Source organism: Emticicia sp. 17c, assembly GCF_037153985.1.
Classification (GTDB): Bacteria; Bacteroidota; Bacteroidia; order Cytophagales; family Spirosomataceae; genus Emticicia.
The window spans coordinates 361,542-374,016 of the sequence record NZ_JBBAYI010000002.1 but is presented as its reverse complement, the minus strand read 5'-3'; the positions used below and the strand labels follow the sequence as shown (position 1 = coordinate 374,016).

The 12,475-nt window shown below is 40.8% G+C and carries 8 protein-coding genes; 4 read left to right on the top strand and 4 right to left on the bottom strand.

Annotation, left to right across the window (positions count from 1 at the left end; genetic code table 11):
• Positions 1-71: 71 nt before the first annotated feature.
• From WAA15_RS06125 to WAA15_RS06115, 3 genes are all read left to right on the top strand, one after another.
• A complete protein-coding gene (locus tag WAA15_RS06125) occupies positions 72-1,208 on the top strand; it encodes a trans-sulfuration enzyme family protein (RefSeq protein ID WP_337041743.1) in 1,137 nt (378 codons plus the stop codon).
• A gap of 150 nt (positions 1,209-1,358) precedes the next feature.
• Positions 1,359-2,942 carry a S8 family peptidase gene (locus tag WAA15_RS06120; RefSeq protein ID WP_337041742.1) on the top strand — a complete coding sequence of 528 codons (1,584 nt, stop codon included), beginning with the start codon at positions 1,359-1,361 and terminating at the stop codon, positions 2,940-2,942.
• 165 nt (positions 2,943-3,107) lie between these two features.
• A complete protein-coding gene (locus tag WAA15_RS06115; protein WP_337041741.1) occupies positions 3,108-5,843 on the top strand; it encodes an alpha-L-rhamnosidase in 2,736 nt (911 codons plus the stop codon).
• A 75-nt stretch (positions 5,844-5,918) separates the two neighbouring features.
• Here the strand turns inward: WAA15_RS06115 and WAA15_RS06110 are convergent, their stop codons facing one another.
• Both WAA15_RS06110 and WAA15_RS06105 read right to left on the bottom strand, forming a co-directional pair.
• On the bottom strand, positions 5,919-8,303 hold the full coding sequence (locus WAA15_RS06110) for a M1 family metallopeptidase (RefSeq protein ID WP_337041739.1): 2,385 nt from the start codon (positions 8,301-8,303) through the stop codon (positions 5,919-5,921).
• A gap of 100 nt (positions 8,304-8,403) precedes the next feature.
• A complete protein-coding gene (locus WAA15_RS06105; protein WP_337041738.1) occupies positions 8,404-8,859 on the bottom strand; it encodes a RidA family protein in 456 nt (151 codons plus the stop codon).
• A 62-nt stretch (positions 8,860-8,921) separates the two neighbouring features.
• Here WAA15_RS06105 and WAA15_RS06100 point away from each other — a divergent pair, with 62 nt between their 5' ends.
• Positions 8,922-9,332, top strand: a complete 411-nt coding sequence (locus WAA15_RS06100) for an ABA4-like family protein (RefSeq protein WP_337041737.1) — start codon at positions 8,922-8,924, stop codon at positions 9,330-9,332.
• Positions 9,333-9,366: 34 nt separating this feature from the next.
• On the opposite strand, the gene WAA15_RS06095 is transcribed toward WAA15_RS06100, so the two are convergent.
• Both WAA15_RS06095 and WAA15_RS06090 read right to left on the bottom strand, forming a co-directional pair.
• Positions 9,367-10,158 (bottom strand): LytR/AlgR family response regulator transcription factor, encoded by a 792-nt coding sequence (locus WAA15_RS06095; protein WP_337041735.1) that lies wholly within the window; start codon positions 10,156-10,158, stop codon positions 9,367-9,369.
• A gap of 27 nt (positions 10,159-10,185) precedes the next feature.
• On the bottom strand, positions 10,186-12,474 hold the full coding sequence (locus tag WAA15_RS06090) for a histidine kinase (protein ID WP_337041734.1): 2,289 nt from the start codon (positions 12,472-12,474) through the stop codon (positions 10,186-10,188).
• Between the last annotated feature and the right edge of the window lies 1 nt (position 12,475).

The following is a 12,475-nucleotide window of genomic DNA, read 5'->3' as shown; positions in this document are numbered from 1 at the left end:
TATTTGCTGCTATGCGTGGCACGTTTTCGGGCGTGCTATATGCCTTTCAGAATTAATTCTCAAAATTACACATGAAATTAGAAACTCTAGCCATTCATGCCGGAAATCATGGTGAGCCTACAACCGGAGCCGTTATTCCGCCCATTATTTTATCGACTACCTTTGAGCGCGGCCCTAACGGAAACTTCGTAGATGGCCGTGATATATATGCCCGTGCTTCAAACCCTAACCGCCGGATGCTGGAAGAAAAACTGGCCGCGCTCGAAGGCGGAACCGATGCCATTACGTTTGCATCGGGGCAAGCCGCTACCATGAGTGTTTTTCATGCACTCGGAGCCAATAGCCATGTGATTCTGCCCGACGATATTTATTATGGCACCCGCTATATGATTGAAAGCCTGTATGCACATTGGGGTATGACTTACAGCGCAGTTGACATGACCGACATTAAACAGATAAAAAAAGCTATCAGAAAAAACACAACTTTAATCTGGATAGAAACCCCCTCGAACCCAAGCCTTAAACTGACCGACATACAAGCCGTGGTGAAGCTGGCTAAAGCAAAAAATATACTCGTAGGTTGCGACAACACATGGGCAACACCTTTCTTTACAAAACCCCTCGAGTTTGGAGTAGATATAGTAATGCACTCAACAACCAAGTATTTCGGCGGGCATTCTGATATACTAAGTGGGGGTATTATTGTAAATGACAACATTGATGCAACAATAAAAGGCCGTATAAGAAACTTCCAGTCGACAGGTGGAGCTATTCCTTCTCCATTTGATTGCTGGTTATTGTTCAGAAGTCTGGCTACTTTTCCGGTCAGAATGCCTGTACATGCGCAAAACGCCATGAAACTGGCTACATTTTTAGAGGGGTTTCAGCAGATAGAAAAAGTAAATTACCCGGGTTTAAAATCGAACCAATACCATAAGGTGGCTAAAAAGCAAATGCAGAACGGTTTTGGAGGTATGATGTCGATACTGGTAAAAGGTGGGCAGGAAGCGGCCTTAAAACTTACATCACAATTAAAACTAGTGAAACATGCCACTAGCTTGGGGGGGGTTGAAACCCTGATAGAACACCGCAAAACAGCCGAAGGAGAACACTCAAAAAGCCCTGACAATTTATTGCGGATTTCGGTCGGTATTGAAAATATTGATGACCTCATAGCTGATTTCAGGCAGGCACTCGAAACAATATGAGCAAGAAGCGGCTCGCCATTTAATAAAATAACCCATTATGGGTTAAATAAATGTCGAATCATTTCGTTTAATTCGCAGTTTACTTAATTATCTATCAGAGGACGTTCTACTTTAACTGTACAGGTTCTGTTTCAAATTAAAAATTAACCAATGAAAAAAATACTTTTTGCTATTTTCTTATTTCCCTTTTTCCTTCAGACAAAAGCACAAGACCTAAAAACTAAACCTAACTGGCAGAATCTTGATTTTGAGAAAGATGGTATCCGCGGCATGAGCGTTGAGCGTGCGTATCAGGAGTTACTGAAAGGCCGTACTTCAAAAACCGTAGTTGTAGCCGTAATTGATGGCGGTACTGACATTAACCACGAAGACCTCAAAAGTAAAATATGGGTTAATGCCAAAGAAATTGCAGGTAACGGAAAAGATGACGATAAAAACGGATTTGTGGATGACATTAACGGTTGGGATTTTCTAGGGGGTAAAGATGGGCAGGATGTTAACCACGAGCAGGTTGAAATTACCCGTATGCTTAAAACTTTCAAAGAAAAATTTGGTGATAAACCTTCAAAAAAACTGATTCGTAAAAATCAGGCAGACTACGAGCTTTATGGCAAACTACAAAAAGAGTTTGATGAAAAAAGAGCAGAAGCCGAACAGTACGCACCTTTTTATGCACAGTTATATAAAAACTATGTTGAGTCAGAAAACATTCTGAAAAACTACCTGAAAGTAGAAACACTTACCAAAGAAAACATTACAGGTATTGACGAAAATAATGTTGACCGTAGTGTAAGAGCCGCTAAACGTACAATAGAGAAGTTTATGGAACTGGGTGCCACAGGTAACGATATTAAAGAAGCAGTTGAGCATTATGAAAGTGAGCTGAAATATAATTATAACCTTGATTTTAACCCACGTACAGTTGTAGGCGATAACCCTGATAAACTGCAATACAGCGAATATGGAAATAATGAGGTAGTAGGACCCGACGGAATGCACGGAACACACGTAGCAGGTATTATCGGGGCCGACCGTAACAATAATCTGGGCATTAAAGGTGTGTGCGACGATGTGAAAATTATGGTGGTACGTGCCGTGCCTGATGGCGATGAAAGAGATAAAGATGTTGCTAATGCCATTCGTTATGCTACTGATAACGGAGCGCAGATTATTAATATGAGCTTCGGGAAGCCATATTCGCCAGAAAAAAAATGGGTTGATGAGGCCGTAAAATATGCGCAGTCAAAAGGGGTATTACTGATTGCCGCTGCCGGTAACGACAACGAAGATACCGATGTGGTAACACATTACCCAACCAGCATTTACGAAAACGGCCAAAAAGCAGAAAACTGGATTTCGGTAGGGGCTTTATCGTGGAAAACCGAGCCGGATGCCGTAGCCGAGTTTAGCAATTATGGTAAAAAGAATGTAGATGTTTTTGCGCCGGGTGTAGATATTTACTCAACCATACCGGGTTCAAAATATGAAGAAAAAAGTGGTACAAGTATGGCTGCACCAGCTACAACGGGCGTAGCAGCTTTATTGAAATCGTACTTCCCGAACCTGACAGCGGCTCAGATTAAAAAAATTATTCTTGAATCTTCGGTAAAACTACCTGACCTCAGAGTATACAAACCAGGTTCAAAAGAAATAGTGAAGTTTAGTGAGTTATCGCTTACTGGCGGAATTGTAAACGCCTACAATGCTATTAAAATGGCAAAAGAAATGGAATAACAAATGTTGTTAAATACCCCTAAAAATCCGTAATAGTTGCTATTACGGATTTTTTATTTTCTCAGAATGAGACAATAGCAGGAGAGTAAATGAGGGTTTTATCAGACGTTTGTTTTTATTTTGAAAAAAAATACAAAAATTTATTAATAAAATTAAATTATAGATATGAAACAAACGCTTACCCTATTCATTTGCCTGATAAGCATGAGTATGTTTGCTCAGTCTGTCAGTACTTATGACTTAACCTGTGAAAGCCGTGTGAACCCTATCGGACTTGATGTTGCCATTCCGCGTTTTACTTGGAAAATAGCAGCCACAGGCCGTAACGTCATGCAAACAGCCTATGCTATCCGAGTAGCTACAAGCCCTGAATTTTCAAAGAAAACAATTGTTTGGGAGTCGGGTAAAACTAATTCTGATGAGTCGGTTCTGCAAGCCTATGGCGGGCCTGCGCTGCAATCTGGCCAGAAATACTACTGGCAGGTAAAGGTCTGGAACAATCAGGCGCAGGAGTCGGGCTGGAGTACCACCGCTTTCTGGCAAATGGCTTTACTGAACCCATCAGCCGAGTTGTCAGCCCAATGGATTTCATCGGGTATAAAAGCCGATACAGCCTATGGTGTTGTGCCACAATTCAGAAAACAGTTTACAGCCAATAAAAAAATTAAATCGGCCGTAGCTTATATTACAGCCAAAGGCTTATACGAGGCACAAATTAACCGCCAAAGAGTAGGAAATGCCTACCTTACACCGGGTTGGACAAGCTATAACAATCGTTTGCTTTATCAGACCTATGATGTAACCGATTTGCTCAAACAAGGCAAAAATGCCATTGGTGTAAGTCTGGCAAACGGCTGGTTCAGAGGAGAAATAGGTTGGGAGAAGAAAACCGCTTTTTACGGGAAAGAAACAGCCTTGTTATGTCAGATAAATATTACGTATGCCGATGGCAAAACCGAAACAATTATTTCGGATGGTTCATGGAAAGTATCAACAGGGCCTATGTTGGCCTCTGAAATTTACGACGGCGAAATTTATGATGCTCGTCAGGAAAAAGAAGGATGGGCAACCGCTAGTTATGACGACAAAAACTGGTTGCCAGTAGTTGTAAAAGATTTTTCAAAGAAGATACTCTTTTCTTCAAACCACGAACTCATTACAAAACATGAAACCTTCAGGCCAGTAAAAGTACTTACCACTCCCAAAGGAGAAAAAGTGCTCGATTTCGGGCAAAACCTTGTAGGTTGGGTACAGATGAAAGTTTCAGGTAAGGCTGGTGATAAAATAGTGTTGTCGCACGCCGAGGTGCTGGATAAAAAAGGAGGGCTTTATTTTGATAACCTGCGCAATGCTCAGGCACAAGATACCTATATTCTGAAAGGGCAGGGTACCGAAACATTTGAGCCACATTTTACTTTTCACGGATTCCGGTATGTGCGTGTGGAGGGAATACAAGAAGCGTTGAATCCTGAAAACTTTACGGCTATTGCTTTGTATTCAGACATGAAACCAACAGGTAGCTTTGAATGCTCTGACCCGATGGTAAATCAGCTACAAAAAAATATACAATGGGGGCAGAAAGGTAATTTTCTGGATGTGCCAACGGATTGTCCTCAGCGTGACGAACGGTTGGGCTGGACAGGTGATGCCGAAGTGTTTTCACGCACCGCAGCATTCAATTTCAATGTTAATAACTTTTTTTCTAAATGGCTGAAAGATGTAGCCGCAGACCAAGACGCAAATGGGTCAATCCCGTTTGTAATTCCGAACATACTAAAAGGTACTTTCTTTGGGAATCCGATAGGTGCGGCGGGCTGGTCTGACGCCGGAATTATTATTCCATGGAATATGTATCTGGTTTATGGTGATAAACGTGTAGTGGAAGAACAATACCCTAGCATGAAGGCTTACCATTCGTATGTAAGGAAAGCTGCCAAAAACGACCTCTGGAATGCTGGTTTTCAGTTTGGCGACTGGCTGTCTTATCGCGTTGATGACTCTAAGGGCCTGATAGGGCAAAAATCGGCTGTGACAGACAATTATCTGGTGGCGCAGTGCTTTTATGCTTATAACACCGAATTAATGATAAAAGCGGCCAGATTATTAGGCAAAACCGAAGAAGTAAAAGATTATGAGGCACTACTGGAGAGAATCAGAAAAGCCTTTCAACAAGAGTTTATGACTGCTAACGGCAGGTTAATTTCTGAAACACAAACAGCTTATATTCTGGCTTTGCAGTTCGATATGCTTCCTGAGGAACTACGCCCGCAAGCCCTAGAACGTCTGGTGAGTAATATTAAAAGTTATAGTTACCACCTTACAACCGGTTTTTTAGGTACGCCATTTTTAACACCTGTATTAACGCGTTTCGGGAGAACAGATGTGGCCTATCGCCTGTTGTTGCAGGATACGTATCCGTCGTGGTTATACCCGATAAAAATGGGTGCAACTACTGTCTGGGAAAGATGGGATTCGATGAAGCCTGACAGTACTTTTCAAGACCCAAGCATGACCTCCTTTAATCATTATGCTTATGGTGCCATAGGCGACTGGATGTACAGAGATGTAGCCGGACTTGATGTAGATGAAGAAGGAGCAGGTTATAAGAAAATTATTATCCGACCTCATTTGAGTAGTGAACTTAGCTCAGCCAAAGCATCGTTGAATACAAATTATGGGTTGGTATCATCGGGTTGGAAAGTAGCCCCTAAAGAAATTAATTTTATGCTTGAAATCCCTGCCAATACATCGGCAACGGTATATCTGCCAACCAGAAACATTCCAGATATTGAGGAGGGTGGCAGGCCGATTTCGTCAGATTTCAAAATTCTGGGTATTGAAGGGGAGTATACAAAACTACAAGTTGGTTCAGGAAAATATGAATTTAAAGTAAGAAAGTAAATACCTACCATATTTAAACAAGAAAGCCGAAGACTAATACCTTCGGCTTTCTTGTTTAATCTTTATGAAAAGAAATTAGTTTTTACCACTGGTTTGGATACCCGAAGGCTGATTTTGTTTCGCCTGTTGCATAGGGTTTGGTTGTTGGCTAAAGAAACTTCTTTGTTTGAATGCCTGAAATTTGGTTGGTTGTTCAGGCTCACGCGGGAACGAGTTATTAGCCGTATCGATGTCGGCAATTTCATAGAATGGGTCAAGTGTAAACTTCTTCACTTTTTTCGCAGTCGGAAGTGTTTTCTTGATTTCTTTGTCATTTAATCGCCAGATTTCAGCCGGAATTCTTACGATTTCGCTGGTACCATCTTCAAATTCCAGTTTCAAGATAACTGGCATTGGTAAACCACCTTTATTTTTGATTTTCAACACATAGAAGTTTTTACCTTCTTCCAGCATTTTGCGCTCATCTTCCGACAAAGTTGATTTGTATTGTTCTGATTTTTGTTTGTCGGCAGCTGTTACGGCAAATTTATCGTAAGAGTTATAGAAATCTCTCATGGTTGAGTCGGCCTCTACAACAGTTTGTTTAATATCAGTTTTATTACGGATATTGCTTAGTGTTTCGCGTTTTGCATCAAAATCAGCTTTATCAGCCGCTTTTTTAGCAATAGGGTCTTGGTTATCGATAGTATACCATTCTACTTCGGCCAAATCCTGATCAACAGGCTCTACACCATAGAACCAGCCTTTCCAGAACCAGTCTAAATCAACGCCTGAGGCATCTTCCATCGTACGGAAGAAATCGGCTGGTTGAGGCGATTTAAACGCCCAACGACGAGCGTATTCTTTGAAAGCGTAGTCGAACAATTCGCGGCCCATAATGGTTTCACGAAGCATATTCAAGCCGGTTGCCGGTTTTGCATACGCATTTGGCCCTAATGAAATAACGTTGTCGGAACTCGACATAATCGGTACCTGTTGTGTTTTGTCGGTTTTCATGTAAGGCACAATGTATTGAGGTTCTCCTCGGCGAGAAGGGAAGTTACGGTCCCATTCCTGCTCTGCAAGATATTGGCAGAAAGTATTTAAGCCCTCGTCCATCCATGTCCATTGACGCTCATCGGTATTTACAATCATCGGGAAGAAGTTATGCCCAACTTCGTGGATAATTACCCCAATCATGCCGGCTTTAGTTTGTTCAGAGTAAGTGCCATCTGCTTCAGGACGGCCACCGTTAAACGAAATCATCGGGTATTCCATACCGCCACCTGCTGTTGCATGGCATGAAATGGCCACAGGGTACGGATACTGAATAGTACGGTTACCGTAGCTTCTTAGCGTATGCTCTACTACTCTGGTTGAGTATTGGCCCCAAAGCGGATTACCTTCTTTTGAATAGAAAGACATCGACCAGATTTTACGTCCGTTATTATAAACATCGGTTTGCATGGCATCCCAGATAAACTTGCGTGAAGAAGCAAAGGCAAAGTCGCGTACGTTAGAGGCTTTATAAATCCATGTTTTTTTGCCTGTTGGTTTTCCTTTTTCGGCAGTTTCTGCTTCTGCTTGCGTAACAATTACGATAGGCGTTTTTGAGCTTTTAGCTTGTTCTAAACGCTTTAATTGTGCTGACGACAATACTTTGTCGTAGTTCTGACACTCACCGGTAGCTCCCACAACGTGGTCGTTTGGTACAGTGATTTCAACTTTATAATCGCCGAAAGGTAGAGTAAATTCGCCCTGACCCAAGAATTGTTTGTGTTGCCAGCCGTTTACGTCGTCATAAACAGCCATACGCGGAAACCAGTGTGCAATAAAATAGTTGTAGTTGCCATCCTTAGGGAAATATTCCATACCCGAACGACCATAATATTCAGTAATGTTGTAGTTCCAGTCAACACGGAACGAATAAGACTGACCTGTTTTTAATGGGGTTGGTACTTCAATACGCATCATAGTATTATTGATGGTATAAGTCAGGTCTGCATTGGTTTTGGCATCTTTTACAAGAGTAATTTTATAGCCGTATTCTTTATTGCTTGAGATGGTTGCTCTTACAGAACTAGGAGCGTTAATGCCCTGAATAGCGCCGAAAGACATCTGGTTATCGATACCTCCGGTTTTAGTTAAGGCATTGATAGAATTTTTCTCGAACAAGTTCTGGTCGAGTTGTAGCCAGATATAACGGAGTTCGTCAGGAGACTTGTTGGTATAGGTAATAACCTCAGTACCGATAATGCGCTGGTTGGCATCATCCAGTTCTACTTTAATATCGTAATCGGCTTTTTGTTGCCAATAATCTTTGCCCGGAGCACCCGAGGCAGTACGATATGTATTAGGGGTTGGTAGCTCAGTACCCATTTGCTCGAATCGGGTATTGGCGTTATACTGCGTAGTGGCAGGTTGTTGAGAGAACGCTGCAAATCCTGTCAGTAGACAGATAAAAAGAATGACTTTTCTCATGAATATGATGAAGGGCTTAATGAATAACAAAAATAATTAAAAAGGCGAAACTATCACATTAAAAATGCCAGTTTAGCAAGGTTTAGAGATGATTTTTGAGTTATTTTCGACGAATTTTGGGCAAAACAGCTACAACCGCTATTTCGATACTGGCACCACCGGGCAGGTTAGCAACACCAACAGTTGTGCGTGCCGGAAAATCGGCCGTGAAGTATTTGCCGTATAATTCGTTAACTTTAGCAAAATTGTTGATGTCTTTCAGGTAGATAGTTGTATTAACCACATCTTCCAGTTTTGCACCTGCTGCTTCCAGAATAGCCTTGATGTTTTCCATGATTTGTGTGGTTTCTGCTTCAAAACCGCCTTCAACCAACTTTCGGGTGGCGGGGTTAAGCCCTATTTGCCCGGCAACATATAGCATGCCATTAGCTTTTACCCCTTGGCTATAAGGTGCAATAGGCACAGGAGCTTTGTCGGTTCTGACAATTTCTTTGTTTTGTGCAAAAGATAAAAAAGAAGATACGATTAAAAGGCCAGTTAATAGAAGTTTATTCATGTGTTTTTGATTTATGAATACAATTTTCTAAATTTTGTATTGAAAATCAAAGCACCGAACTTATGAATTTAAACGCAGTTTTTTCGATTGTTAATGCGTTGGTATTGCCGCAGTGGTTATTAATGATTTTTGCCCCCCATTGGCAGTGGACACGAAAACTGGCAAACACGTATCTGATACCCATTATTTTAGCAATTACCTATGCTTTTTATATACTCGTAAGCCTGCATGAGTTAGATTTTATGGCGTTCAGTACGCTGGCGGGTATAAAACAATTATTTACGGTAGAACAAAGCGTTTTGGTGGGCTGGATTCATTACTTATGTTTTGATTTAGTAGCCGGAACATGGATTTTTAATGATTCGCTTGCAAAGGGGATAAACCGCTGGCTGGTAGGTGTATGCCTACTGTTTTGCTTTATGCTTGGGCCAATTGGTTTTCTGCTCTATTACATTATCCGAAAATTTGCTTAGAGAAAAGGGTGGCGTAATACCATTACGCCCTACGCTATATCTCCATAAGCCTTTTCAGGTTTTCGCCATAGGCCGAACCCGTTTCGAGTTTGGTTGTTTTGCTGTCGCGCATGACAACCAGATATTTTCCGTTGAAATATTTCTGTAATTCCCGAATCAGAAAAGAATTAACGATAGACGAGCGACTAATCCGAACAAAATTATCGGGCAGTTTTTCTTCCAGACTCGTAATGGTATAATTAGTCAGGTACTGTTTACCATCGGTTGTATTCAGAAAAACATATTTATCTTCCGCTTCAAAGTAACTTACATCGGTGAGTGGAATAAACAGGATTTTTTCGCCCGATTTGACCGAAATAGAATGCGCCGTAGTTTGTTTTTGCACATTGTTGCGCTGCGAATCTTCTTTTACCCGAAGCTGTTCAAGCAATTGCATTACATTGCTGCTAAGCGTGTTGTGTTCGTTTTTGTCTTCAAACTTTTTTAACTTTTCAATAGTTTTTTCAAGCCTTTCGGCCTCGATAGGTTTTAGCAGATAATCGATAGAGTTTTCTTCAAAAGCCCTGATAGCGTACTGGTCGTAGGCAGTTGAGAAAATAACCATAGGCATATAACTCAGTTTCGAGAGCATATCGAAGCCTGTCAGCACAGGCATTTCAATATCAAGAAATATTAAGTCAGGTTTGAGTACTTCAATTTTTTCCAGCCCTTCTTGTCCGTTATGCGCTTCGTCGATGATTTGAATGACAGAACTATAATTAGCCAGCAACCTTTTCAGCCGGCTAATAGCCAGCGGTTCGTCGTCAATCAATATAGTCTTAAACATAGTTGTTAAATTTAATAGTATAAAAAATTATGCAGTTGTTTTCTCAGAAGTTTCGGCAGGAACCCTGATAACAACCGCCTTATGCCCATTATTCTGAATCTGTAAACTGGCCTTGTCGCCGTAAATCAGTTGCAATTTATCGCTTATGCTTTTTAGACCGTAACCCCCGCTTAAATCTTCTTTAAAAGCAGGGCCATTGTCATGAATCTGAAAAGCAATGAGGTCGTCTGTTTTTGTAATATTTACCTCAATTGTACCATGTTCAGTAATTTTGGATATGCCATGTTTAATAGCATTTTCAACAAGTGGTTGAAGCAAAAATCGAGGTATTTTAATGTTTTCCAGTCCGGTTTCCAGATTAATAGCATAATTGAGCCTATCACCAAAGCGCATTTGTTCAATAGAAAGGTACGATTTTACAATTTCAAGTTCTTCGGCAATGGTATGAAAACTCTGGTCAGAGCGCCCCGTAGTAGCCCGAAACAATTTAGATAACTGAATGGTCATTTCCTCGGCCTTATCGGGGTTGTCATGAATTAATCCGGTAATACTATTTAATGAGTTATACAGAAAATGCGGATTAATACGGGCTTCGAGTGCATTTAACTGTGCTTTTGTTTTAAGTTTTTCCAGATTAAGTAGCTGGTACTCCTGTTCTGAAATTTTGCGATTAAGGTTTTTAGAACGCTGCCAGTTATAGAAAAATACCGTTACAACAACCATAGGTATAAACACATATAGATTATTATGAATATTTGCGGCACTTTCAGGGGCTTTAAATGAAATAATACGCCAGTAGTGGCTCCAGTATCTTTCGCCGTCATTGAAAGAGTAATACATTATTTTCTGGCTGAGCTGAATCAAAAATAAGATAATATAGGTAAGAATAACCAGAAACAGGTATTTCATGCAGTTTCGGGTAAAGAAACGCTCAATGAATAAAATAAAAAGCAACAGGCTGATAAAACACGCAAAACCGGTGGTGAGGTTAGCCAGAAAAACAGCTTTGTTCTGGTCGGCCTCTAACGAAGTAGGATTTAGTAACTCCAGAGAAAAATATAAAATACTGTTCAGTCCATAAATAAAAAAAGTAGTAAAAAACAGCGTATAAAGCAAAAAACGTGGGTTTAACCTGTTTATAGCATTTTTAAAGCTGTTTTTAAGTGTATGGTTAGTGGGGTGGTAATAAGGCTGGGGTTGTTCGGATGCTTGTGTTGTTTTGTCGGCAGCAGCCTTTGTATTTGTGTTAGTATACGGGGCTTTATCTACATGAAGTTGTTGCAGCCAGTCATATTGTTTTTTTTTTAGTTCCTGAGTAAAGTTATGAAAAGGGTCTTTTTGTGGAGAGAGAATTTTTATTCTCCCTCCTGATGCTCTGAGCTTTACGCTGGCTCCGCCTCCGTTTAGTATACCCGAAATATAACTCGATTTTTTTATACCCTGAAAATTAGGCAAGTAAGGCGTGTTAATCCAGGTGCTATCAGCTTCTAGCTGTAAGCCCTGATGCAAAGGTAATTGTGCGGTAATGTTGCCACCACTTGTTTCAAGCCAAAGGTATTCGTTAACCGAAAGCGCCTGAACAGAAATATTGCCACCTTTGGTTGAGGCCCCTATATTGCCTTTTACCTGTGCCAGTTTGATGTTTCCTCCGGCTGTAAAAGTTTTAAAATCACCCGAAACACCATAAGCTCTTATATTCCCGCCACTGGTGCGCATATACAGTTTTCCGTCGAAACCATCAAGTTTAATATTCCCGCCGCTGCTAGAACCATTAATTTCTCCTTTAGAATTCAGCACAAGGATGTTTCCGCCGGAGGTAGATATTTCAGCTTTTATGGCACAATTACCTACTTTTATGTTTCCGGCGGTAGTTCTGACCCTGACCTCGCCCTGTGTATTTGCAATTTTTATGTCGCCAACTGCCGCCCGTATACCATGCTTACTGTTCATATTATTTACAAGCACTTCACCTACGGTAGTTTTGATAAAAGAATTTATAGTTTTAGGCAGAAAAACCCGAAAAGCTACCTGACAGAAACTGAGCCAGTCCCATCGCCAGAAATTATTGTTTCGTACGCCTACCCGAAGCGTTTCGTTTTCTTTTGAGATATAAACGAGGTCTTCGTACAATTCTTCAACTGGAATACTTTCTTTTCTGAAGAAATTGATAAACAGGCGTTTGGAAGCATATATTTCTATTCTGATTTGGTCTTCGTCAGTACCTAATACCTCAATATCCCCCGTTACGGTCGACAAACTAATGTTTTTGATGTCTTCCATCGGAATGGTTTTTATATCTGAAGGTAAAATATTCATT

Excerpts from the sequence above, each read along its gene's own strand:
- WAA15_RS06125 (WP_337041743.1), top strand. The coding sequence starts at position 72 with ATGAAATTAGAAACTCTAGCCATTCATGCCGGAAATCATGGTGAGCCT.
- WAA15_RS06120 (WP_337041742.1), top strand. The coding sequence starts at position 1,359 with ATGAAAAAAATACTTTTTGCTATTTTCTTATTTCCCTTTTTCCTTCAG.
- WAA15_RS06115 (WP_337041741.1), top strand. The coding sequence starts at position 3,108 with ATGAAACAAACGCTTACCCTATTCATTTGCCTGATAAGCATGAGTATG.
- WAA15_RS06110 (WP_337041739.1), bottom strand. The coding sequence starts at position 8,303 with ATGAGAAAAGTCATTCTTTTTATCTGTCTACTGACAGGATTTGCAGCG.
- WAA15_RS06105 (WP_337041738.1), bottom strand. The coding sequence starts at position 8,859 with ATGAATAAACTTCTATTAACTGGCCTTTTAATCGTATCTTCTTTTTTA.
- WAA15_RS06100 (WP_337041737.1), top strand. The coding sequence starts at position 8,922 with ATGAATTTAAACGCAGTTTTTTCGATTGTTAATGCGTTGGTATTGCCG.
- WAA15_RS06095 (WP_337041735.1), bottom strand. The coding sequence starts at position 10,158 with ATGTTTAAGACTATATTGATTGACGACGAACCGCTGGCTATTAGCCGG.
- WAA15_RS06090 (WP_337041734.1), bottom strand. The coding sequence starts at position 12,474 with ATGAATATTTTACCTTCAGATATAAAAACCATTCCGATGGAAGACATC.